This is a genomic window from Methylobacterium phyllostachyos (genome assembly GCF_900103445.1).
Taxonomy (GTDB): domain Bacteria; phylum Pseudomonadota; class Alphaproteobacteria; order Rhizobiales; family Beijerinckiaceae; genus Methylobacterium; species Methylobacterium phyllostachyos.
In genome coordinates this window covers 72,414-93,967 of record NZ_FNHS01000016.1, presented here as the reverse complement: position 1 = coordinate 93,967, position 21,554 = coordinate 72,414, and the positions used below count along the sequence as shown (strand labels likewise).

The following is a 21,554-nucleotide window of genomic DNA, read 5'->3' as shown; positions in this document are numbered from 1 at the left end:
GTGATCCGGGTTGGAGGCCGCCCCGCGCGTCTCCCTCCCCTCCCTGCGGGGCAGCGTGGCCTTCGAAGGGGGGCGGGAGGGGGCCGCGACGGTCCGGGGTGTTGACCGAAAAGGCGTCGCGAGCGCTGGAATTTTATGGTTCAGGGGCACCGTTTGCGAAACACGGGCTGCGCTGGCGGACCTGTTGGGGCTCTCGGACGCGCCGTGGGCGGTGATCGCCCCCTTCCCACCGCGGGATCAGCCCGGGCCGGAGCGCAAGGATGACCGGCGGGTCATCCCCGGCCGGCAACGTGCCGCGCGGCACCCGGGGATGGCGAGAGAACGGGTCATGCCACCCATGATGGGGATGGCGGGCCAATCCATCATGGGCTCGCGGCGATCCACCGCCGTCCCGGCGACGTGAGCAAGAGCCCGCGTTCGGGCAATCCCGATCCTGCACCCGGACATGCGGCCTTTCGGGCTGTGCCATCCGCCGCCATTCGGGTCCCGATCCGTCGCCGGAACGGCGTCCCGCGCGGGCGACGGATGTCTCAGGCCACGTTACGCGCTATGGATTTCAACGTATCAGACACCGACTTGAGCATGTTGGTTCGCAGATTGCTGATCGCCGACCATGAATTCATGGCCATCTGCATGGAAAACATCTTCTCTGTATCGGACAAGTTCGAATTTTTCTCGATGCTTCGGATATCGTTCTCGATGTTTTTCATCTGCCCCTGAAGATAGTTCTGCCTCCAGATCAGATCGAAACCATCATACGTCTCGTATGGTGTTGTAGAATAGTCCGAGTTTCGCGGATTATTCAAATGCTCGGGCGTCCAGAATGAATAAGTCCCGAACGGGTTTACGGTTGTTGCTCCCGTGCCCGATGTGCCCCCTGACATGTCAAATCTCCTTCTCGCTCTCCACGAAGGTCTCTACCGGTCTGCCAAGACGGCGCGGGCGGTATCCAGGGCCTGTCGGACCGCCCGCGCCTGAGTCATCCGCTGCGGATCGAGCCCGGCCAGCAGCCGGTCGTCGAGGCGCGCCAACGATGTGTCGAGGTGCGCCAGGGCCTCCCGGCGGGCCGTCTCGCCATCCGGGCCCAGGAGGACCTCCTGCAGGTCCGTCATGCCGAAGGGCCAGATCGATCGGGTGGGCTCGCCTGCCATCAGCAATCCTCCACCGCCAGGGCCTCCAGCCGGCCCTGATCCAGGATGAGGATGCAGCGATCGACGAGGGCGATCCATCCGGCGCGTTCCCACGTCTTGAGGACGCGGTTGACGTTGCCGCGCGAGCCGCGCGCCATGAGCCCGAGATCGCTCTGTGTCACGAGGCTGGCGATCGCCCGCACGGGCCGGCCCTGGAAGGGCGTGCGCGTCCCGAGCTGGCCGGCGAGCCGGAGCACCGCCTGCGCCAGACGCGCCGCGAGTGTCTTCAGGCTCAGATCCCGGGTCAGCATGACGTAGCCCCGGTAGCGCCGGGCGACCGCCCGGGCCAGCGCATCCCGGACCTCCGGGTGGCGCTCGCCGAGGGTCCGCAGGATCGGGATCGATATCGCGGCGATGACGGAGGGGCCGATTGCGGTCGCCATGTCGCAATACGTCGATTCCTCGAAGACGCCCAATTCGCCGAAGCTCTCTCCCGAGGGCAGGATGGCGTGCAGCACAGCCGTTCCATCCTCCAAGAGCGACGAGATCCGCACATATCCGGAGACGACGAAGTAGAGATGCGTGGCCGCGTCGTCCTGCAGGTAGATGAAGCCATTGTGGCCGTATCGCCGTCTCTGTGCGGCACGCTCCAGCTTCGGTCGAACTCAAGATCAACCAATCGGTAAGCACCCCTTCGCAATCGGCGCAGGCGGGGAATTTGACGCCGATCATCGCGACGCGGAGCGTGGAGTCAGACATCCTGCTGCAATCCGGACGCACCGTGCTGCTGGCGGGCCTTATTCAGGATCATCTGGAGCAGCAGGAGAACGGCGTGCCGGTGTTGCGGACTGTCCCGGTCGTCGGTGACCTGTTCAAGCAGAAGGCTGACAAAGTTCGGCGCGTGGAATTGATCCTGATGCTGACGCCCCGGGTCACCCGCAATGCGACTCAGATCGAGGAGCTCGTCCGATTGTTGCAGGATCAGACCCACGCCCGTTAGAGCGGCTTCCGTCCGTGCAGGGAGGGCCATGTCGTCCTCCCGTCGTGCGGCGGCACGGTCGATTCGTCTATCGTTTCGGCAGGCTCGCGCGGCACCGCCGTCCGGCAGCGTCATCCGCCGGGAGTCAGGCCGTAGCGGCGGGCCATCGTCGTGCGGGTGGTGGTCGTGTCGGAGAAGGCCAACCGGTCCGGTTCCCCTCACCCGCCCTCCCCGCCGGTGATCGGCTGCGGCCCGGAGAGCCGGGTCGGCAGGGTGTCGATCCGCAGGGACCGGCGGAGCGCCCGCGAGAACGCATCGACCGCCACCGTCAGCAGCGCGGTGGCGGCGATCAGCACCACGACCACGTCGAGGCGCAATTCCGAGATCGCGGCGTCGACGTAGAAGCCGAGCGTCGTGACACCCAGGATGCCGAAGATCGCGCTCTCCCGCAGGATCAGCTCCCAGCGGTAGAGCAGATAGGCCAGGAACTGCCCGTAGAGGCGCGGCACGGTCTCGTAGGCGTAGAGGTCGAGGCCCCGGGGGGCGTCGGCCCGGTAGGGGATCGCGTCGGCGTGCCGGCCCATCAGGTAGGCGACGATGCCGGCATTGTGCAGCGCAAGCGCCAGGATCGCCGGCAGCATCGAGGGGCCGAGCAACTGCAGGCCGATATAGGCCAGCATGTATTCCGGCGTGGAGCGCACCACCACGAGGAGCACCCGCCCCACCGGCCGCCCGAGGGGGCCGGCGAAGCGCTGAGCCGTCCAGGGGAACAGGACCAGCGCGCCGAGCGCCGTGGCCGCGAGCGCGATCTGCGCCAGGATCAGGGTCTGGGCGGTGCCGGGCAGGACCTGCTCGGTCAGGATCGGGCGCAGCCAGACCCAGAGCCGCGCCCAGGTGCCGGGCTCGGCGAGGGAAGCACCGCGCAGCGGCGCGGGCACGAGGTCGTGGCCGAGGAAGCGCGCGAGGCTCGGGCCGATCGCGGTGCTGCCGACCGTCGGGGGCAGCGCCAGCACCGCGCCGACGAGCAGGAACGGCAGGGTCCGGGCCCGGACCCAGAGCCGGCGGCTGCCGATCAGCGCGTAGAAGATCAGGAGCAGCGCCCCGGCCTCCGCGTAGCGGCCCTGGCGGAAGGCGGATTCGAAGGCGAAGCCCATGGTCGGCAGGCCGATGAAGCCGAGCACGAGGCTGGAGCGCAGGCCGCATTCCAAACGATAGAGCGTGTAGTCGCGCATCCGCCCGGCGACCTCGGGGAGCCGCGCGTACAGGAAGGCCGAGAGCGCGCCGGTGCCCGCGGGCAGAACCCGAAGCGCGGCGAGGTCGGCCTCCTCGATCAGCTCGGCATAGACCTTGGCGCAGATCCCCGCATAGGGCAGCGCGATGGCGAGCACCCCGGTGGTCGCCGAGAGCCCGAACACCTGCATCAGCAGCAGCGCCCAGAACAGCTCGTGGACGGCCCGCAGGACTGCGCAACCGAGCCGCACCACCCGCGAGCGGGCGAAGGGGATCGCGAGCAGCAGCCCCGTCCCGGCCCCGAGCCCGACGCCGAGCATCGCGAAGGCCACCGTGGTGACGACGCTCCAACCTTCCACGGCGGGAAAGTCGGGGCGGATCAGGCCGCCGAAGAGCCGAGCGAGGTCGGCGAAGGGATGGAGCGTCGTAACCTGCAGGTCGGCCACCAGCAGGCCGGCCAGCGCCGCCGCCAGGAACCAGCGGCTGACCGCCGCGTAACCGGGCCGGGGCAGGAAGCCGGCACGCATTACGCGGCCTCGTAGAACGGCTTGAGCCGCGCCGGATCGAGATCCTTCGTCGGCGCATCGAGGACGATGCGGCCCCCGTCCAGCACCACGATCCGGTCGGTTTGGGCGAGCGCCAGGGCGACGTCGTGGAGCGCCAGGATCAGGGTCTCGTGGCTCCGGGCCAGCTCGGCGAGGATCCGGCCGCCCTGCTGGCGGTCGAGCGCCGAGACCGGCTCGTCGCCGACCAGGATCGGCCGGCCGTTGTAGAGGGCGCGGGCCACCGAGACGCGCTGCTGCTGGCCGCCCGATAATTCCCCGGCCTTCGCCCACAGCTTGTCGGCGAGCCCGACCCGGGCAAGGATGTTTTCGACCGCGGCGATGTCGGCGCGCGCCGGGCGGACGAGCGTGCGCAGGTTGTGCAGGGTCGAGCGTCGGTCGAGGCGGCCCATATAGACGTTGTGGAACACCGAGAGCGGTCGCACCAGGGCGGCGGCCTGGGGCACCAGGGCCACCCGCTCCGGGGCCTGCCCGTGGATCAGGCCGATCAGGGTCGACTTGCCGGCGCCCGAGCGGCCCATCAGGGCGACGCGCTCGCCCCTCCGCACGGTCAGGTCGATGCCGGACAGAACCGGGCGGCCGTCATAGGCCGCAGAGGCGTTCTCAAGGACGATGGACGCCCCTTCCTCCACGGCGCCCGCCACGCGCGTCAGTCCAGCAGGCCGGTGGACCGGCCGACCTCGACCAGGGGTTCGTAGGCGGCGTTGGTCACGGGGATGAACTTCGAGCGCCCGAACGGCTCCAGGATCGCCGGATCGGTGATGCCGGTGAGCGCCGCCCGCAGCTTGTCGGTGAAGCCTGGCCCGTAGGTCTGATCCACGTCGCCCCGGACGGTCCATTGGTAGTCGGGGAAGGGCGGGCTCTCCCAGATCACCGAGACCGCCTTGGGATCGACCTTGCCGGCCTTGGTGTCGAGGTCCCAGACCGAGTAGTCGACGGCGCCGACCGCGAAGGCGCCGGACTGGACCAGCTGGATGGTGCGGCTGTGGTCGCCCGAGAAGCCGACGCGGGAAAAAACCTGCTCGGGGCTTTTCCCCGGAAACGCCTGCCGGATGAAGTATTCCGGCATCAGGCGGCCCGAGGTCGAGGCGCGGGCGCCGAACGTGAAGGTCTTTTCCGCGATCGCCTTCGGAAACGCCGTCTCCGGCTTCAACCCAGTGGCGGAATTGGCGATGAGGTAGGTCTTGAACGCCGCGTCCTCGGCGCCCTGCGCGATCGCCTGGGCGCCCGGCACGGCCTTGCGGGCCTGGACCCCGGTGAAGCCGCCGAACCACGCGAGCTGCACCTGCCCGTTGGTGAAGGCGGTGACCGCCGCCGGGTAGCTCTTCACCGGGAGGTAGCGCACCGGCACGCCGAGCTTGGACTCAAGGTAGCTGGCGACCTTGCCGAAGCGCTCGACGAGGCGGCTCTCGTCCTGATCGGGGATGCCGGTGAAGACGAGGGGCGGGACCGGCTTGGTCTGGGCCTGCGCGGGGGCGATGGCGGCGAGCGCCGCGAGGCATCCCAGGGCGAACCGCCCCAACCGTCCCGATCCTAGCATCCAATCCTCGCGGTGCGGCACCCGCTCCGGCGGGGGCTTGAGCCCGAGGGCGTAGCAGAAGCTGCGCCGGCCGGCACCCGCATTGACGGAAGCGCACTGGGTCGGGCGGACGGTCTGAGTTCTGGTTTCGAAAGGTCGAGACCTTTCGCGGGTCCAGGGCAGAGCCCTGGAGACCGTCTCAGAGCCAGAAATTTCAGGGCTCCACCCTAGGAACCCGCCAAAGGGCGTAAGCCTTTGAAATTCCAAGATCCCCGGTCCGAACGGGCTTTGAGCCCGTTCGGACCGGGGATGCGACGCTCAGCGCATATGACGGCGCATCATGTGATGGCGGTGGTGGTGCCGGTGCATCATGCGGTGGCGCATCATGCGCGACTGCATCCGGGCATTGCGGTGCATGCCGCCCATATTGCTGTTGCCCGTGGCGGCGGCGTTGCGGCTGAGGCCGTCGCCGGGGGCTGCCAGGGTCGGGCTGGCGGCGCCGAGGACGAGGCCGAGCGCGAGCGTCGCGCCGAGGATGAGCTTGTTCATGGGAATCCCGTTCTTCGCGACCCTGCGCCGCGACGACCGAACGGATTCAAATCCTCTTGGGTTCCGGTGCCGGGCGTCGTCCTGTGGCGCGCCTCAGGCCGCGGCGCTGGCAGCCGGCGTCGCCGCGCCCGCGAAGACGGAGCCGGCCAGATCGGGATTCCGATCCGCCACGGCGAACAGGGTGAGCCCCGCGGGTAGCACGGCCCCCGGCACCGGCACCGCCCCGATGCCATCCGGCAGCGACCCGCCGAGCAGCTCCAAAAAATCCCCCGAGGCGGCGAGCTCGATCTCGGCCGCCTTGGCCTGGGCCTCGATCCGCGACAGGGCGTTCATGGCCGGGCCGAGCACCGTGTATTCGGCCCGCACCCCGTCGTCGAACACCCCGACCAGCAGGTCGCCCGCGTGCAGGGCGACCACGACCCGCAGGGTGAACAGCCCCTCGGCCGCCCGCGCCGCGTTGAGGGCGGCGATCCGGCGGCGGAGCGACAGGGCGCAGGCGAGCGCCGCCCGCGCCTGCGCGTCCGGCCGGTCGACCACGAACTGCACCAGAACCGCGTCGCCGATATACTTGTCCACGAGGCCGCCTGCCTCGTCCACCGCCGCCTGCGCGGTCGCCCGCACGGCGAGCAAGGCCATCACCATGGCCTCCGGCGGGTGCTCACCCGAGAGCCGGGAGAAGCCGCGGATGTCGAGGATCATCAGGCAGGCATGGCGCCGGTGGATTCCGAGGGCCGAATCGCCGTCCTCGGCCGAGAGGTCGAGGGCGACCGCGTCGGGCACGAAGCGGGCCAGCAGGGTCCGCTCGTGCTCCATGCGCAGGGCCCGCGCCACCGCTCCGCGCAGGCGGATCACCCCGTCCACCACCAGCAGCCCCGCCGCCGCGAAGGTGGCGAGCCCCGTGAGCTGGGCGGTCGGGAACGTGTCCTCGTTCGGGAACAGCTCCGGATGCAGCAGCCCGATCCCGAAGGTCGCGCTCCAGCATGCGAGGACGAGGCCGCAGAACACCACGGTCTGGGCCACCCGCATGCTCAGGCCGGTCTGGAGCAGGAGCAGGAAGGCCGGCAGGCGGCTCACCGCGTCGGCCCCGAGGCCCGCCCCGCCGCCGGCCAGCATGTGCTCGATCAGCACGTAGACGGCGAGCCCGGCATTGAGCCCGGTGCCGGCCCAGCTATAGGCCGAAGCCGCCGGCCCGCCGCCCCGCTCACGCAGCCCGAACCAGACCGTGCCCAGCCCGTAGAGGATCAGGATGAACCAGTGGCTCAGGGCGTGCAGGGAGCCGTCATAGGCTTGGGCCGCCATCAGCAGCACCAGCACGATGACGATGCGCAGGCCGAGCAGGCGTAAGCCCCCACCCGCCTGCATGGCGCGCAGCACCGCATCCTCGTCCTGATCCGGCGGCACCGCGCGGTGCTCCACCGGCGCGCGCGCCGTCCGCAGGCCGGGGAGCGGCGGGTTGCCGGCGCGGCCTGAGGCCATCAGCCGCCCCGGCCGAGGCGCCGGGCCGCCGTGAACCGGTTGAGGAAGCGCGGCTCCTTCTCGGGGGCGATCCGCACCGCCAGATGCAGGGTGCCGTCGGCCTCCGACCGGCGATCCAAGATCTCGGCGTTCTCGTAGAGCCAGTTGAGCGCCGCCCCGTCCTCCGGCGGCAGCGCCACCGCGAAGCTCGCGCGGTTGCGCCCGATCCGCGCCTCGATCCGGCTGGTGAGGGCGGCGAGCCCCTCCCCGGTCAGGGCCGAGACCAGGACCGGCGCGGCGCTGTCGCGGTCGTTGCGGGTCTTGGCCTGGCCGCTGAGGTTGAGGAGGCGGGTGCGCTCGTCGTCGTCCAGCAGGTCGGCCTTGTTCCAGACCTCGATGATCCGGTCGGCGCTGGTCTCGATGCCGAGTTCGCGCAGGACCTCGCCGACATCCTCGGCCTGCGCCTCGGAATCGACGTGGGAGACATCGCGCACGTGGAGCAGCACGTCGGCCTCGATCGCGTCCTCCAGGGTCGCCCGGAAGGCAGCGATCAGCGGGGTCGGCAGGTCGGAGATGAAGCCCACCGTGTCGGACAGGATCACGGTCTCGCCGTGGGGCAGCTTGGTCGCCCGGGCGGTGGGATCGAGGGTCGCGAACAGCATGTCCTTGGCGGTGACCTCGGCCCGGGTCAGCGTGTTGAACAGGCTCGACTTTCCGGCGTTCGTGTAGCCCACCAGCGCGACGATCGGATAGGGCACCCGCGCCCGGCTCTGCCGGTGCAGGCCGCGGGTGCGCACCACGGCGTCGAGATCGCGCTCGATCCGGGTCATGCGCTCCTGGATCATGCGCCGGTCGGCCTCGATCTGGGTCTCGCCGGGGCCGCCCAGGAAGCCGAAGCCGCCGCGCTGCCGCTCCAGGTGGGTCCAGGAGCGGACGAGCCGGGATTTCTGGTAGGCGAGGTGGGCGTGCTCGACCTGGAGCGTGCCCTCGCGGGTCGAGGCGCGGCGCCCGAAGATCTCGAGGATCAGGCCGGTGCGGTCGATCACCTTGGCGCCCCAGGCCTTCTCGAGGTTGCGCTGCTGCACCGGCGAGAGGGCGCAGTCCATCACCACGAGCCCGATCTCCCGGGCGCGGATCAGGCCGGCGATCTCGTCCACCCGGCCCTTGCCGAGATAGGTCGAGGGGCGGATCCGCGGCAGGCTGATCGCGAGGCTCTCGACCACGTCGAGCTCGATCGCGGCGGCGAGGCCGGTGGCCTCGTCGAGGCGGGCCTCCACGGAGCGGGTGGGCACGGCCTGTCCCGGCCCGGCCCCGTAGGCGTTGCGCGCCAGATAGGGGCCGATCACCAGGGTGTGGGTCGCCGCGGCGATCTCCCCCTCGGGGGCGGCCTGCGCCTGGAGGCGGGCTTCGCCGGACGTCAGCGTTTCGGTCATACGGCCTTTATAGCGCCGACGGGGCCGGCGGCTTCGTTCGAGAGGTCGGAATCGTCAGAATGGGGATGCGGGCGGGCCGGGCCAAGATGCAGGGCGGGGACGGCCGCAGATATCCGCACCGCGCAAGCGGCTCCCCTCCCCCGTACAGGGGGAGATGCTCCGACCGAGCCTACCCTAACCCCATCGAAACGATCACGCCTTCTCGGCGGTCTCGTCCGGCTCGAACAGCTGCACCGGGTGCCCTGGCATGATCGTCGAGATCGCGTGCTTGTAGACCAGCTGCGAATGGCCATCGCGGCGCAGCAGCACGCAGAAGTTGTCGAACCAGGTCACCACGCCCTGGAGCTTGACGCCGTTGACCAGGAAGATCGTCAGCGGGATCTTATTTTTGCGGACATGATTAAGAAAAGTGTCCTGAAGGTTCTGTGCGCGTTCGCCCGCCATCTTCTTGGCCTTCTTGTTGTCCCGGCACGCTGGGCCCGGGATGGGTATGCCGCGGGCCGGATCGTCCGATCACCCCGCCCACGGCCGTGTATACAACATGACGTCGTCAAAGCGTGGGTGCAAGCAACCCCCGTACCCGGGCGATCCGTAACGGATCGGTGCCGCCCTCAACGCGTCCTTTTGCCCTAAGGCATTGCCCTGGGCATTGGAATTGCCACGCTGCTTCAGGTCACAGGTTGTCCATCGCCGCATCCTGGGGGCCGGCGATTTTCGTTCGGGCGAAGGCCCTGAGCCCCGGTCCGACGCCGTGGACGCCGGACCGGGGCCCGCTCCGGCCTACGGGCCGATGCCGAGGGACTTCAGCTTGCGGTGCAGGGCCGAGCGCTCCATGCCGATGAACTCGGCCGTGCGCGAGATGTTGCCCGAGAACCGGGCGATCTGCGCCACGAGGTACTCGCGCTCGAAGATCTCGCGGGCCTCCCGCAGGGCGAGGCTCATCAGCTTCTCGCCGCCCGCGCCGCCGGGCGTCGTCGGCACCAGGGCGCCGATCTCGGAGGGCAGCATCTCCGAGGTGACTTCCTGCTCCGGATCGGCCTGGGTCAGGATCATCAGCCGCTCGACGTTGTTCTTGAGCTGGCGGACGTTGCCCGGCCAGTTGTGCGACTGCAGCACCGCCATCGCGTCCTCGGCGATCCGGCGCTTGGGCAGGCCGGTCTGGGACGAGATGTTGTCCATGAAGAACTGGATCAGCTCGGGCACGTCCTCCCGGCGCTCGGCGAGCGAGGGCACCCGGATCGGCACCACCGAGAGGCGGTGGAACAGGTCCTCGCGGAACCGGCCGGCGGCGATTTCTTCCTGGAGATCCCGGGAGGACGAGGAGATGATCCGGACATCGACGTGGACCCGGGTGGTGCCGCCGACCCGCTGGAAATTCTGATCGACCAGGACGCGCAGGATCCGGTTCTGGGTCTCCCGCGGCATGTCGGCGACCTCGTCGAGGTAGAGGGTGCCGCCATGGGCCTCCTCCAGGGCGCCGACCCGGCGGCCGCTCTCGCCCTCGACGCCGAACAGTTCGGCCTCCATGGTCTCGGGCAGGATCGCGGCGGCGTTGAGCAGCACGAACGGGCCGTTCGACCGCGCCGAGGCCTTGTGCAGGCTGCGGGCCGCGAGTTCCTTGCCGGAGCCCAGTGCGCCCGTGATCATCACCCGGGCATTGGTCGGCGCCACCCGGTCGAGGGTCTGGCGCAGCTGGTTGATAGCCAGCGACGTGCCGACGATGCGGTTGGTGGCGCCGGAGCGCGCCGTCAGGTCGCGAACCTCGCGCCGGAGCCGGGAGGCTTCCAGCGCCCGCTCGGCCACCAGGATCAGCCGGTCGGCCTTGAACGGCTTCTCGATGAAGTCGTAGGCGCCCGCTTTGATGGCCGAGACCGCGGTCTCGATGTTGCCGTGGCCCGAGATCATCACCACCGGCAAGTCGGGGTTCGCGGCCTTGATCAGGTCGAGCACCTGCAGGCCGTCGAGCCGGGAGCCCTGCAGCCAGATGTCGAGGAAGACGAGGTGCGGCCGGCGCGCCTCGATGGCGGCGAGCGCCTCGTCCGAGCCGCCGGCCGTGCGGCAGCGGTGGCCCTCGTCGTCCAGGATCCCGGCCACGAGGTCGCGGATGTCGGCCTCGTCGTCGACGATCAGGATATCGGCGCTCATGCGTGCATCTCCGCGATCCGGGGGGCCGTCGGTGCGGCGCCCTTCTCCTCTGTCGTGACGGGTAGGGTTCCAGACGGCGCCGCGGCCGGTTCGGGCCCGTGCTCGCGCGGGACCCGCATCCGGACCTGGCCGCCGCGGCCGGCGGGATTGTCGTTCAGCTCGATCCCGCCGCCGTGCTCCTCAAGCACCTTGCTGACGATAGCAAGCCCCAGCCCGGTACCACCCTCGCGTGTCGTCATGTAGGGCTCCAGCAGCCGCTGGCGTCCCTCGGGGGGGAAACCCTTGCCGTTGTCGGTGACGGCGATCACCGCGAACCCGTCCTCGACGGCGAGGCTCAAGGAGATCTTGCCCTTGCCGAGTTCGGCCTCCGGCACCTCGGCCACCGCCTCGACGGCGTTCTTGAGGATGTTGGTGATCACCTGGCTGAGCAGCCGGATATCGAAGGCCGCCACGATCTTTTCCGCACTGCCCGCGCCGCCCTGGGCCGAGAACGCGAAGTCGATGTCGGGGTGCGCCACACGCATCATGAACAGGTTCTGCTTGGCGATCTCGGTGAGGTCGTTCGGGGCGATCGCGGGCTTGGGCATCCGCGCGAAGGCCGAGAATTCGTCGACCATGCGCTTGATCTCGTCCACCTGCCGCACGATCGTGGCGGTGCACTGGTCGAACACCTCCTTGTCGGTGGTGATGACCTTCCCGTATTTGCGCCGGATCCGCTCGGCCGAGAGCTGGATCGGCGTCAGCGGGTTCTTGATCTCGTGAGCGATCCGGCGCGCCACGTCGCCCCAGGCGGAGCTGCGCTGGGCCTGGACGAGGTCGGTGATGTCGTCGAGCGTCACCACCCAGCCCCGGGACGCGCCCTGCGCCTGCTCGCTCGTCACCCGCACCGTGATGGTGCGCTCGCCGCGCGACCGGGTGAGCTGGATCTGCTGCTGCTGCAGGCTGCGCGGGCGGGCCTCGCTCTCGGCGAGCACGGGGGCGAGTTCCGGCACCGCCTGGGCCAGCGGCTGGCCCACCAGGGCGTCGCTCGCCAGGTCGAGCATGCGTTCCGCGGCCGGGTTGGCGATGGTGACGAAGCCCGCCGCGTCGAGGCCGATTACCCCGGGCGACACGCCTGAGAGCACGGCTTCCGTGAAGCGGCGGCGGGTGTCGATCAGGTCGCTGGCCGCGATGAGGCCCGCATGCTGGCGGCGCAGCTCCTGGGTCATCTTGTTGAAACTCTCGCCGAGATGGGCGAGGTCGCCGCTGGTCTTCTTGGTCGGCACCTGGGCGTAGAAATTGCCCGAGGCGACCTGGTCGGCGGCGTTGATCAGCCGGCGGATCGGCGCCACGAACCGGTTGGCGAAGTTCATGCCGAACCACACCGCCGAGAGTAGCGCGATCAGGGCGATCAGCAGGAACACCGACGCGAAGGTGATCTGGATCGAGCGGCGCAGCGAATCGTAGGTGAGGTACTCGGCCGCCGCCGCCCGGGACACGCCCGGGAAGTCGATGGCGAGCTGGCTCACCTCCCGCTGCACCATCAGCACGGCGTCGTCGTAGGCGGGCATCCGCATCAGGGCGGCGAAGACCCGCCCCTCGGTGGGCAGCAGGCAGATCGGATCCGCGGAGGACGCCGCATCCTCGAAGGCCGCCGCCGAGGGCAGTCGGTTGGTCTTCAGCACGTCGATCTTGGCCCGGGCCACCACCTCGGTGGGCCCGCGCATGATCTGGGCGACCGGCAGGCCGAGATTGCTCGCCCGGGTCGTCAGGAAGTTCTGGAACCAGTCGCGGTTCACGTCGAAATTCGGCCGGGCGCGGGTGAGGTCGTCGGCCAGGATGCGGATCTCCCGGGCCAGGCTCTGGCACTGGTTCTCCTGGTAGGCGTCGGCCACCTCCACGGATTTCAGAACCACGTCGCGCACCCGGTCGGTGAAGCCCAGCGACAGGCCCCGGTCGATGGTCACGGAGGCCACCACGGCGAGCAGGATGGTGGGCAGGATCGCAATCAGGCTGAACAGGCCGACGATGCGGGTGTGCAGCCGCGCCACCGCGGCGTTGGCCTTGCGGGCGTGCAGGAAGACCCGCGCCTCCCAGGCGATGATGAAGGCAAGGCCGAGCACCAGGGCGGCGTTGATGGCGAGCAGCGTCACGCCGTAGGCGGGCGTGGGCGTCACCCGGATCACGCCGGCCAGGATCAGGAAGGTCGCGAGCGCCGAGACCAGGGCGGTGACCACCACGGCGGCACCGATCCAGCCCGGGCCGCGGGGGCCCGGACGCAGCGACTCCGCGAGGGCCGCGTCGGGGCCGAGCCCCTCGCCCGACCCTTCCGGGCTCGGCGCTGGGCCTTCCTCTGTCGGTGAGCGCTGCAGGAACGGCATGGGTGGTGCAGGGCCACAACAGTGTGGCGGAATTAATACGAATCACCCTGCTGTTGACGCGCACAGGTTGAATTCGTTGTGGGTCCGACACCGCACGAAAAGCAGCCCCGCCAGGACGTTTCCGGTGGCGACTCGGCCGGCCCCGCGGGTATTCCCCGCCGGTATTCCGGGGCGCGACCGGATGGCGGGGCTGAGGGAGGATCGGGTCATGACGGGCGTTTCCCCGGCCGCACCGATCCGGGTCGGCCTGATTGGATACGGCTATGCCGGCCGAACCTTCCACGCCCCCCTGATCGGTGCCGTCGCCGGGCTCGACCTGCGGCTGGTCGGCTCGCGCGATCCCGCCCGGGTCGCGGCCGACCTTCCCGGCGTGACGGTCGTCGCCGACCCCGTTGCGGTCGCGACCTCGGACGCCGTCGATCTCGTGGTGATCGCCACCCCCAACGACACCCACGCCCCCCTGGCGCAGGCCGCCCTGGCGGCGGGCAAGCACGTCGTTGTCGACAAGCCCCTGACCCTTGATCTCGCGGAGGCCCGCGCCCTGCGAGCGGCGGCGCAGAGCCGGGGCCGGCTGCTCGCCGTGTTCCACAACCGGCGCTGGGACAGCGACTTCCTAACCGTCCGCGCGGCCATCGCCGAGGGCGTCATCGGCCCGGTGCGGCATTGCGAATCGCATTTCGATAGGTTCCGACCCCAGCTCCGCGCGCGGTGGCGCGAAGGGGGCGGCCCCGGCAGCGGGATCTGGTACGATCTCGGGCCCCACCTCGTGGACCAGGCGCTCCAGCTCTTCGGCCTGCCGGACAGGGTCACGGCCAACCTGGCACGGCTCCGGCCCGGCGCGCGCGCCGACGACTGGGCCCATGTGGTGCTGGATTATCCGGGCCTGCGGGTGGTGCTGCATGCCAGCATGCTGGTCGCCGGGGGATCGCCCCGCTTCGTGGTGCACGGTGAGGCCGGCAGCCTGATCAAGCGCAGCCCCGACCCACAGGAGCAGCAATTGCAGGCCGGCCTGTCGCCCGGGGTGTCGGGATGGGGCGTGGACCCGGACGGGCTCGAGATCCATGATGGGTCCGGGCGGGTCGCGCACAGGCCGGCCGTGCCCGGGGATCAGCGCCAATTCTACCAGGGTGTGGCCGGCGCGATCGCCCGGGGCACGGTCGACGGCACGGCCGCGCGGGATGCTGTTCGCGTGATGGCCTGTCTCGAAGCGGCCTTCACCGCGGCCCGGACGGGGACGTCGGTCGGCCTGCCGCTCGCACCGGACGAGCGGTGAGTCCGAGGAAGGGCCGCCGGCCGCGACCTTTGCGCGCGTCCTGGCTGCTGCGCCTCGACGCCGTGCCACAGCACCTTGGACGAACCCTTGACCCTGCTGGCGGCGGCCCGTAACTCCGACGATGGAGGCGAACGGGGTCTGGTGGCCCTCCTGGTCTTCAAAACCAGCGGTACGCCAACAGCGTACGGTGGGTTCGATTCCCATCCGCTTCCGCCAAAATCTGCGAAATTCCGCCCGATACCCAAGTGTTGATCGGTCTTGAGGCGACAAGCGCATCAAAATCGGCGATCCTTACCACTCGGAAGGGCTTCACGCGTGCCGTTTCGGCGATGGATCGATCCCGCGCTGGTGCTCCCGTGAGGAACGGGGCTGCCTGCTTCGTCCAGACCCTGCCGGCCCTGGGCCGCACATCCTGAGACCGGTCATGCTGGACACCCTCATCGCGCTCTGTCCGCCCGGTCTCCGCGCGGTGCTGCGCGCCTGGGTGGCACGGCCCCAGGCCGAACCGGTCCTCCTGCCGGGCCTCGACGCGAGGCCCGCGCCGATGAAGCCGCTGTTGCCGCCGGCCGCCACGAACGACAACCCGCTCCTGGCCGTCCAGGAAGCCGTAGAACGGGATCTGCGCGCCAGCGGCCACCTGCGCTGAAACCCGTCCGCCGACGCGGGAAGCCGGTTCTGGGTAGGGCCGCGGGCATCAGGAGCGGGGCCGGCGGCCATACGGTCGGATCCGGTTCCGCGGGCCTGGTTCCTGGCGCCGTCAGCGCCCGGCCGGACCGGAGCGGTCGGCCGCCCCGGCCTCGATCCAGTGGCAGGCCGTGGTCGCCCGCAGGCCGGCGCAATCGTAGCTCTGGCCGCCCAGGGAAACCCGATCCACGATGCCGGTGATGTCCGCCCGCGATAGGGCGGCGCAGCCGAGATGATCCGCCTTCGGATCGGCCAGTTGCGCGGCCGCGGCCTGCGCACCGTTGTGCATCAGCATCCGGTAATTGGCGAGCGACAGGCAGCCGATCACCGGCGGCCCGCTCCGGCGGTCGGCGGTCTTGTCCGGACCGGTCCGGGCCGGCGCCCGGTTGGCCGTCTGGCCCGAGGCCGGCAGCACCGACAAGCCGAGCGCCACGACGGCGATGCGGAGTGAGACGCGTGTCATGATGCGTTGATAGCACGCCGCGCGGCCGATCTCGCAGCCGCCGCAGGTCGCAGGATGCCGGGGGCTGCGGCGGAGGCAGGGCTCGGATGCGGCGTTTCAGGCTTGACCGGAGCCGCGCCATTTGCGAGCGCCGCAGGTGAGCATGAAGGTCGAGTGCGGAGGAGCGATCATGACGACGGCGATCGACAGTGACCAGAAGCTGCACTTGGTCTTCGGCGGTGAATTGCAGGATCTCGACGGCATCCGGTTCCGCGACATCGCGAACCTCGACATCGTCGGCATCTTCCCGGACTACGCCTCCGCGCAGGCCGCTTGGCGGGCCAAGGCGCAGGCCACGGTGGACAGCGCCCAGACGCGCTACTTCGTGGTCCACCTGCACCGGCTGCTGGAGCCCCCGGCCCCGTGAGCGGGGTGCGGGCCGAGCGGCGCGCCCGGATGGACTGCGGGAAGGCATTGTGACACTTCCGGCCCGCTGCTAAGAGCCTCGACCGTCATCGAATTGTTCGGTCCGTCGCGGACCGGTCATCGGAGCGCGGCGGGCAGCCCGGCCGCGCGTGAGCGGCCGCCCATGAAGTCCTTCTCATGAAATCCTCGATCAAGATCGTCGCCGGGAATGCCAGCCGGCCCCTGGCCGAGGCGATCGCGGCCTATCTCGAACTGCCGCTGGCCAAGTGCATGGTCCGGCGCTTCGCCGACATGGAGATCTTCGTCGAGCTCCAGGAGAACGTGCGCGGCGAGGACGTGTTCATCGTCCAGTCGACCTCGTTCCCGGCGAACGACCACCTGATGGAGCTGCTGATCATGATCGACGCGGCGCGCCGGTCCTCGGCGCGGCGCATCACGGCAGTGATCCCGTATTTCGGCTACGCCCGGCAGGACCGGCGCACCTCGGGCCGCACGCCCATCTCCGCCAAGCTGGTGGCGAACCTGATCACCGAGGCGGGGGCCGACCGCGTCCTGACCCTCGACCTCCATGCCGGCCAGATCCAGGGCTTCTTCGACATCCCGACCGACAACCTGTTCGCCGCCCCCGTGATGGTGCGCGACATCAAGGAGCGTCTGCCGAGCGCGGACCGGATGGTGGTCTCCCCCGATGTCGGCGGCGTGGTGCGCGCCCGGGCCATCGCCAAGCGGATCGACTGCCCGCTCGCCATCGTCGACAAGCGCCGGGAGCGCCCGGGCGAGTCCGAGGTGATGAACATCATCGGCGAGGTCGAGGGCCGTTCCTGCATCCTCGTCGACGACATCGTCGACTCGGGCGGCACCCTGGTCAACGCCGCCGAGGCGCTGCTCAATGCCGGCGCCAAGGACGTCTCGGCCTACATCACCCACGGGGTGCTGTCGGGCGGCGCGGTCTCGCGCATCGCCGCCTCGCGGATGAAGGAGCTGGTGATCACCGATTCGATCCAGCCGACGCAGGCCGTCAAGCTCGCCCGCAACATCCGGGTGGCCACCATCGCGCCGCTGCTCGGCGAGGCGATCGGGCGCACGGCGACGGAATCCAGCGTCTCCAGCCTGTTCGACTGAGCCCCGGAAGCCACGTCGGAAGATGTGGTTTCGAAAGGTCGCGACCTGTCGCGGCACCAGGGCAGAGCCCTGGTGCCGGACGTTGTCCGGTGGCGGCTCCGCCCGCGCCGGTCAGGGCCTTGCCCTGACCGGCCCACCAAGGGGCTAAGCCCTTTGGAAGCCCGGGAAACTAGGCCGCAGTACCACCTGCGCGCGAAGGCCCTATCTTGCTCAGCCGACAGGGGCGTTGGTCTGGGAGCGGACACTGGGTCGGGCGCGCATCATCGGCATCCACGGGCTCGCCAACAAGCCGCCGCGCGACGAGAAGTCGGCCTGGTGGCAGGCCGCGATCTGCGAGGGGCTCGCCCGCAACCGCGGGATGCGGGTGCCGAAGGGCGGCCTGCCCTTCACCTTCGTCTACTGGGCGGATCTCCGTTATCCGCAGCCGCTCTCCGGCGACCGCAACCGCGAGCCCTACAGCCCGGATCTCGGCCTCGGCCCGTTCCCCTCGCCTGCGGGGCAGCCCGAGAAAGCCGAGCCGACGCTGACCGACCGGATCTACCGCGGCCTGTCCTACCTGGAGGAGGCCGCCGGGCTGACCCCAGTGGACGACCTGATCCTCGAATACCGCCTCGACGACCTCTGGGGCTACTACGCAGATGCGGGGTTCCGGGCTGCCGCGCGGGAGCGCCTGCGCGCCGTGCTGGCCGAGGCGGCCAACGATGACGTGCTGATCGCCGCGCACTCGATGGGCGGCCTGATCGCCTACGACGTCCTGCGCGCCGCCGAGGCGGACGGGACCCCCCTGCCCCGCTGCGCCCTGGTCACCCTCGGCTCGCCCCTGGCGTTGGCCGAGCTGAAGCTGAAGCTCGCCGACGAGCACGGTGCCTTGCTTGTGCCGGCGGCGCTCACCGCCTGGACGAACCTCATGGACCGCCAGGACATCGCCACGGTGGGCGACGACCTCGCGGAGATCTACGCGCCGAACGCCGCCGGCGTGCCGGTCCGGGACGTGCCGGTGGTCAACGCCTACCGGAGGCCGGACGGGACCGAGAACCGGCACAAGTCCTACGGCTACCTGCGCACGCCGGAATTCTCAAAGGTCGTGGCGGGTTTCCTGAACGATCGCCCCTGAGATCGTGGTGACCAGGGCGCTGCCCTGGACCCGCGAAAGGTCCCGCCCTTTCGAAACCGGGACGGGCGCTCAGGCCGCCTTCACCTCCGCGAGGAACGTCCGGACCGTCTGGTCCAGCGCCTCCGAATCCCGGGCGAGGCCCCGCGCCGCGGTGAGCACCTCGTCCGAGGCGGCCCCGGTGTCGTCGGCGCCCTGGCGCAGGCCGGCGACGTTCGCGCTGACGCCCTGCGCCCCCGAGGCGGCGCTCGACACCCCGCGGACGATCTCCTGGATCGCCGCGTTCTGCTCCTCCATGGCGGCCGCGACCCCGACCGCGATGCCGCGCATCGCCTCGATGGTCCGCCAGACCTCGCCGATCGCCGCCACCGCGTCGCGGGTCTCGCCCTGAATCTGTCCGATCTGCTGGCTGATCTCCCCGGTGGCCTTGGCGGTCTGCTCGGCGAGCGCCTTGACCTCCGCGGCGACCACCGCGAAGCCGCGGCCCGCGGTACCGGCGCGGGCGGCCTCGATCGTGGCGTTGAGTGCGAGCAGGTTCGTCTGCCCTGCGATCGACGAAATCAGCCCGACCACGTCGCCGATCCGCTCGGTGCCTGCGGCCAGTGCCCGAACCGTCGCCTCGCCCTGCCGGGCGCTGGCGGCGGCCTGGCCGGCCATCTCCGAGGTGCGCCGCACCTGCCCGGCGATCTCTTGGACCGAGGCCGACATCTCCTCGGTGGCAGCCGCGGCCGTCTGGATGTTGGCCGAGGTGCCGGCCGCCTGCGCCGTGACCGCGCCGGAGCGCTCGGTGGTGCGGGCCGCGGTGGCGGTCAGCGTCCGCGCCGTGGTCTCGAGTTCCGCGGCGGCGCCGGCGAGCCCGCGGCTGAGATCGCCGGCCTGCGCCTCGAAGGACCGGGTCAGGCGGTCGAGGGCCTGCGCCCGGCGCGCGCTGCCCGCGGCCTCGGCGGCGGCGCGGGCCTCCGCCGCGGCCTTGGCGATCAGCGCGTCCTTGAACACCTGCACGGCGCCCGCCATGGCACCGATCTCGTCGGTCCGGTCCCGGGCCGGAACCGGGGCGTCTGTCTCCCCGGCGGCGAGGCGGTGCATGGCCTGGTGAAGTGCGAGCAGCGGGCGCGTCACCTGCCGGCCGATCAGGGCCGCCAGCAGGCCGATCAGCGCCACCACCACCAGCATCCCGGCCGCGGCCTTCGAGGCGGCCGCCCACAGGATCGCCGCGGTGTCGTCGGCGTAGATGCCGGTGCCGATCACCCAGCCCCAGGGCGTGAAGCCGCGCACGTAGGAGAGTTTCGGCACCGGCGCGTCCGCCCCGGGCTTCGGCCAAAGATAGTCGACGAAGCCCTGGCCCTGCTGCGTCACCAGCGTGACGCAGTCCACGAACAGGCGCTTGCCGGTGGGATCCTGAACGGTGGAGAGATCCTTCCCCTCCAACTCGGGCTTGATCGGATGGGCCACCATCCGGGGCTGCATGTCGTTGACCCAGAAATATTCCTGGCCGTCATAACGCAGGCCCTTGAGGGCCTTGATCGCGGCCCCCTGGGCCTCGGCCTGCGACAGGTGCCCGGCCCGCGCCTCGCCCTCGAAATAGGCCGCAACCCCGTAGGCCGTGTCCACGAGGTTGCGAATCTTGACCATGCGGTCCTGCTCGACCTGCGTCTTCAGGCTGACGAGCCCGATTCCCGAGACCGCGACGATGCCGACCAGCGCGGCGGCCGTGATGGTGTGGAGCTTCGCCCCGATGCCGATCCTCACCCTTCGCCCCCGCGATGGTTGTTCAGGTTATTGAGGATGACGCTTCAGCTTCAGCGGAGCGTCAAGGCTTATCGGGGGCCTTGCGCTCGACGCCGCGAGCCTATCCACTCATGTCAAATCACAAGCTCGGCACAGACACGAAGAAGCCGCCGGGCCACAGGGAGAAGCGTTATGGTGCGTACGGGCTCGTTGCGGCTGGGCCGCCTCCTCCGGGCGGGACCGGCCGCCCGCGTGCTGGCCGGGCTGGCACTCGTCGCCCCCGTCCTCCTCGCCCCCGTTTTCCTCGCCCCGGCCCGGGCCGACGACGCCAAGGTCCGGATCAGCCGGCAGCCGGGCTTCGTCTACCTCCCGGCCGTGCTCGCCGAGCAGCACAAGCTGATCGAGAAGCACGCCAAGGCGGCGGGCCTCGGGGACGTGACGGTGGAGTGGGTCAACCTGACGAGCGGCGCCGCCGGCAACGACGCGCTGCTTTCGGGCAACATCGACATCGTCGACAGCGGCTCGACCAACATGCTGCTGCTCAACGACCGGACGCGCGGCGACGTGAAGGGCCTGTGCGGGGTCGGCACCACGCCGATGCTGCTGCTCACCCGCAACCCGGACGTGAAGGAACTCAAGGACTTCTCGTCCAAGGACAAGATCGCCCTGCCCTCCGTGAAGGTCTCGTCCCAGGCGGTGCTGCTCCAGATCGCCGCCCAGAAGGCGTTCGGGCCCGGGAACGCGACCAAGCTCGATCCGCTCACCGTCCAGCTCGGCCACCCGGATGCGGTGGCGGCGCTGGCGAGCCCCCACAACGAGGTCAACAGCCACTTCTCGCTGCCGCCGTTCCAGCAGCGCGAATTGCAGGATCCGGCGATCCACGCGGTGCTGAACTCCTACGAGCTGGTCGGCGAGCCGGTGAGCAACGCGATCTTCTACGCCCGGACCGGCTGGTACACCCGCAACCCCAAGCTCGCCGCCGCGATCGTCGCTGCCATCGACGAGGCCAATGCCGAGATCGCCAAGGATCCGCTCCAGGCCGCCAAGGACTACGTGACGGCCACCAACGAGAAGACCCCGCCCGAGACGCTGGTGGCGATCATGAAGGAGCCCGGGACCAACTTCTCGACCACGCCCTACGGCATCATGCTCCAGGCCCGGCACTTCCACGCGATGAAGACCATCAAGGCCGAGCCCAAGGACTGGAAGGATACGTTCTTCCCGATCGTCCACGGCCTGCCGGGCCGGTGAGGCTGCGGAGCGGCTGGAGCGCCCTCCGCCGGAGGGGGTATCGGTGCGCCGACGGCCTTGTCGGACGCGCGGGGGCCTCGCCCGCCACGTTGAGGCTCCAGCTGCAAAGCGTCGTGTGACGCTGCAAGCCCCACCGGCGGAGGGATACGCGCTC

At 70.2% G+C, this 21,554-nt stretch carries 21 protein-coding genes, 1 tRNA gene and 1 pseudogene; 9 read left to right on the top strand and 14 right to left on the bottom strand.

What is annotated here, in order from left to right; genetic code table 11:
* Positions 1-172: 172 nt before the first annotated feature.
* Positions 173-283: pseudogene (locus BLQ49_RS29175) on the top strand (transposase); the annotation flags it as partial.
* 247 nt (positions 284-530) lie between these two features.
* Here the strand turns inward: BLQ49_RS29175 and BLQ49_RS23370 are convergent.
* Genes BLQ49_RS23370 through BLQ49_RS23360 form a run of 3 tightly spaced genes read right to left on the bottom strand, consistent with a single transcriptional unit; the run spans position 531 to position 1,783 of the window.
* Positions 531-884: an EscF/YscF/HrpA family type III secretion system needle major subunit gene (locus tag BLQ49_RS23370; RefSeq protein WP_091720406.1), complete on the bottom strand. Its 354-nt coding sequence runs from the start codon at positions 882-884 to the stop codon at positions 531-533.
* A gap of 33 nt (positions 885-917) precedes the next feature.
* Positions 918-1,151 carry a hypothetical protein gene (locus BLQ49_RS23365; protein ID WP_091720403.1) on the bottom strand — a complete coding sequence of 78 codons (234 nt, stop codon included), beginning with the start codon at positions 1,149-1,151 and terminating at the stop codon, positions 918-920.
* Positions 1,151-1,783, bottom strand: a complete 633-nt coding sequence (locus tag BLQ49_RS23360) for a Crp/Fnr family transcriptional regulator (RefSeq protein ID WP_280141002.1) — start codon at positions 1,781-1,783, stop codon at positions 1,151-1,153. Before BLQ49_RS23360 ends, BLQ49_RS23365 begins: the two co-directional genes overlap by 1 nt.
* Here BLQ49_RS23360 and BLQ49_RS23355 point away from each other — a divergent pair.
* A complete protein-coding gene (locus tag BLQ49_RS23355) occupies positions 1,768-2,130 on the top strand; it encodes a type II secretion system protein GspD (protein ID WP_167627767.1) in 363 nt (120 codons plus the stop codon). The genes BLQ49_RS23360 and BLQ49_RS23355 overlap by 16 nt on opposite strands.
* 197 nt (positions 2,131-2,327) lie before the next feature.
* Here the strand turns inward: BLQ49_RS23355 and BLQ49_RS23350 are convergent, their stop codons facing one another.
* The 9 genes from BLQ49_RS23350 to BLQ49_RS23310 all read right to left on the bottom strand — a co-directional run bounded on the left by BLQ49_RS23350 (position 2,328) and on the right by BLQ49_RS23310 (position 13,363).
* Entirely contained in the window at positions 2,328-3,866 is a 1,539-nt protein-coding gene (locus BLQ49_RS23350) for a PhnE/PtxC family ABC transporter permease (protein ID WP_091720395.1), read from the bottom strand.
* Positions 3,866-4,546 carry an ATP-binding cassette domain-containing protein gene (locus BLQ49_RS23345; RefSeq protein WP_244507733.1) on the bottom strand — a complete coding sequence of 227 codons (681 nt, stop codon included), beginning with the start codon at positions 4,544-4,546 and terminating at the stop codon, positions 3,866-3,868. Before BLQ49_RS23345 ends, BLQ49_RS23350 begins: the two co-directional genes overlap by 1 nt.
* A 5-nt stretch (positions 4,547-4,551) precedes the next feature.
* Positions 4,552-5,442 carry a putative selenate ABC transporter substrate-binding protein gene (locus tag BLQ49_RS23340; protein WP_091720466.1) on the bottom strand — a complete coding sequence of 297 codons (891 nt, stop codon included), beginning with the start codon at positions 5,440-5,442 and terminating at the stop codon, positions 4,552-4,554.
* 297 nt (positions 5,443-5,739) lie between these two features.
* Positions 5,740-5,970, bottom strand: coding sequence for a hypothetical protein (locus BLQ49_RS23335; protein WP_091720393.1), 231 nt, complete (start codon positions 5,968-5,970; stop codon positions 5,740-5,742).
* Between the two features lie 93 nt (positions 5,971-6,063).
* Positions 6,064-7,446: an adenylate/guanylate cyclase domain-containing protein gene (locus BLQ49_RS23330; protein ID WP_091720390.1), complete on the bottom strand. Its 1,383-nt coding sequence runs from the start codon at positions 7,444-7,446 to the stop codon at positions 6,064-6,066.
* Complete coding sequence (gene hflX / locus BLQ49_RS23325) at positions 7,446-8,858, bottom strand: GTPase HflX (RefSeq protein ID WP_091720387.1); 1,413 nt, start codon at positions 8,856-8,858, stop codon at positions 7,446-7,448. The genes BLQ49_RS23330 and hflX overlap by 1 nt, the downstream gene beginning before the upstream one ends.
* Before the next feature lie 192 nt (positions 8,859-9,050).
* On the bottom strand, positions 9,051-9,302 hold the full coding sequence (gene hfq / locus BLQ49_RS23320) for an RNA chaperone Hfq (RefSeq protein WP_007563033.1): 252 nt from the start codon (positions 9,300-9,302) through the stop codon (positions 9,051-9,053).
* A gap of 336 nt (positions 9,303-9,638) precedes the next feature.
* Entirely contained in the window at positions 9,639-11,003 is a 1,365-nt protein-coding gene (ntrX, locus tag BLQ49_RS23315; RefSeq protein ID WP_091720384.1) for a nitrogen assimilation response regulator NtrX, read from the bottom strand.
* Positions 11,000-13,363 carry a sensor histidine kinase NtrY-like gene (locus tag BLQ49_RS23310; protein WP_091720382.1) on the bottom strand — a complete coding sequence of 788 codons (2,364 nt, stop codon included), beginning with the start codon at positions 13,361-13,363 and terminating at the stop codon, positions 11,000-11,002. The genes ntrX and BLQ49_RS23310 overlap by 4 nt, the downstream gene beginning before the upstream one ends.
* A gap of 208 nt (positions 13,364-13,571) precedes the next feature.
* Here BLQ49_RS23310 and BLQ49_RS23305 point away from each other — a divergent pair, with 208 nt between their 5' ends.
* The 3 genes from BLQ49_RS23305 to BLQ49_RS23295 all read left to right on the top strand — a co-directional run bounded on the left by BLQ49_RS23305 (position 13,572) and on the right by BLQ49_RS23295 (position 15,282).
* Positions 13,572-14,636 carry an oxidoreductase gene (locus BLQ49_RS23305; RefSeq protein WP_091720379.1) on the top strand — a complete coding sequence of 355 codons (1,065 nt, stop codon included), beginning with the start codon at positions 13,572-13,574 and terminating at the stop codon, positions 14,634-14,636.
* A gap of 123 nt (positions 14,637-14,759) precedes the next feature.
* Positions 14,760-14,852: transfer RNA gene (locus tag BLQ49_RS23300), tRNA-Sec, on the top strand.
* A gap of 208 nt (positions 14,853-15,060) precedes the next feature.
* Positions 15,061-15,282 carry a hypothetical protein gene (locus tag BLQ49_RS23295; RefSeq protein WP_091720375.1) on the top strand — a complete coding sequence of 74 codons (222 nt, stop codon included), beginning with the start codon at positions 15,061-15,063 and terminating at the stop codon, positions 15,280-15,282.
* A gap of 111 nt (positions 15,283-15,393) precedes the next feature.
* On the opposite strand, the gene BLQ49_RS23290 is transcribed toward BLQ49_RS23295, so the two are convergent.
* Positions 15,394-15,783 (bottom strand): hypothetical protein, encoded by a 390-nt coding sequence (locus tag BLQ49_RS23290; RefSeq protein WP_091720373.1) that lies wholly within the window; start codon positions 15,781-15,783, stop codon positions 15,394-15,396.
* Between the two features lie 169 nt (positions 15,784-15,952).
* Between BLQ49_RS23290 and BLQ49_RS23285 the strand changes: the two genes are divergently transcribed.
* From BLQ49_RS23285 to BLQ49_RS23275, 3 genes are all read left to right on the top strand, one after another.
* A complete protein-coding gene (locus BLQ49_RS23285) occupies positions 15,953-16,189 on the top strand; it encodes a DUF4170 domain-containing protein (RefSeq protein ID WP_091720464.1) in 237 nt (78 codons plus the stop codon).
* Between the two features lie 176 nt (positions 16,190-16,365).
* A complete protein-coding gene (locus BLQ49_RS23280) occupies positions 16,366-17,310 on the top strand; it encodes a ribose-phosphate pyrophosphokinase (protein ID WP_091720370.1) in 945 nt (314 codons plus the stop codon).
* A 226-nt stretch (positions 17,311-17,536) separates the two neighbouring features.
* Positions 17,537-18,424 (top strand): hypothetical protein, encoded by an 888-nt coding sequence (locus BLQ49_RS23275; protein WP_091720367.1) that lies wholly within the window; start codon positions 17,537-17,539, stop codon positions 18,422-18,424.
* A 69-nt stretch (positions 18,425-18,493) separates the two neighbouring features.
* On the opposite strand, the gene BLQ49_RS23270 is transcribed toward BLQ49_RS23275, so the two are convergent.
* Complete coding sequence (locus BLQ49_RS23270; RefSeq protein ID WP_091720364.1) at positions 18,494-20,170, bottom strand: methyl-accepting chemotaxis protein; 1,677 nt, start codon at positions 20,168-20,170, stop codon at positions 18,494-18,496.
* Positions 20,171-20,341: 171 nt separating this feature from the next.
* Here BLQ49_RS23270 and BLQ49_RS23265 point away from each other — a divergent pair, with 171 nt between their 5' ends.
* The gene (locus BLQ49_RS23265; RefSeq protein WP_091720361.1) at positions 20,342-21,400 is read left to right on the top strand and encodes an ABC transporter substrate-binding protein; all 1,059 of its coding nucleotides are present in this window, start codon (positions 20,342-20,344) and stop codon (positions 21,398-21,400) included.
* Positions 21,401-21,554: the final 154 nt, after the last annotated feature.

Bases quoted from the DNA above. Each gene is read 5' to 3' on its own strand.
- BLQ49_RS23370 (WP_091720406.1), bottom strand. From the start codon at position 884: ATGTCAGGGGGCACATCGGGCACGGGAGCAACAACCGTAAACCCGTTC.
- BLQ49_RS23365 (WP_091720403.1), bottom strand. From the start codon at position 1,151: ATGGCAGGCGAGCCCACCCGATCGATCTGGCCCTTCGGCATGACGGAC.
- BLQ49_RS23350 (WP_091720395.1), bottom strand. From the start codon at position 3,866: ATGCGTGCCGGCTTCCTGCCCCGGCCCGGTTACGCGGCGGTCAGCCGC.
- BLQ49_RS23340 (WP_091720466.1), bottom strand. From the start codon at position 5,442: ATGCTAGGATCGGGACGGTTGGGGCGGTTCGCCCTGGGATGCCTCGCG.
- BLQ49_RS23335 (WP_091720393.1), bottom strand. From the start codon at position 5,970: ATGAACAAGCTCATCCTCGGCGCGACGCTCGCGCTCGGCCTCGTCCTC.
- BLQ49_RS23330 (WP_091720390.1), bottom strand. From the start codon at position 7,446: ATGGCCTCAGGCCGCGCCGGCAACCCGCCGCTCCCCGGCCTGCGGACG.
- hflX (WP_091720387.1), bottom strand. From the start codon at position 8,858: ATGACCGAAACGCTGACGTCCGGCGAAGCCCGCCTCCAGGCGCAGGCC.
- hfq (WP_007563033.1), bottom strand. From the start codon at position 9,302: ATGGCGGGCGAACGCGCACAGAACCTTCAGGACACTTTTCTTAATCAT.
- ntrX (WP_091720384.1), bottom strand. From the start codon at position 11,003: ATGAGCGCCGATATCCTGATCGTCGACGACGAGGCCGACATCCGCGAC.
- BLQ49_RS23310 (WP_091720382.1), bottom strand. From the start codon at position 13,363: ATGCCGTTCCTGCAGCGCTCACCGACAGAGGAAGGCCCAGCGCCGAGC.
- BLQ49_RS23305 (WP_091720379.1), top strand. From the start codon at position 13,572: ATGACGGGCGTTTCCCCGGCCGCACCGATCCGGGTCGGCCTGATTGGA.
- BLQ49_RS23295 (WP_091720375.1), top strand. From the start codon at position 15,061: ATGCTGGACACCCTCATCGCGCTCTGTCCGCCCGGTCTCCGCGCGGTG.
- BLQ49_RS23290 (WP_091720373.1), bottom strand. From the start codon at position 15,783: ATGACACGCGTCTCACTCCGCATCGCCGTCGTGGCGCTCGGCTTGTCG.
- BLQ49_RS23285 (WP_091720464.1), top strand. From the start codon at position 15,953: ATGACGACGGCGATCGACAGTGACCAGAAGCTGCACTTGGTCTTCGGC.
- BLQ49_RS23280 (WP_091720370.1), top strand. From the start codon at position 16,366: ATGAAATCCTCGATCAAGATCGTCGCCGGGAATGCCAGCCGGCCCCTG.
- BLQ49_RS23265 (WP_091720361.1), top strand. From the start codon at position 20,342: ATGGTGCGTACGGGCTCGTTGCGGCTGGGCCGCCTCCTCCGGGCGGGA.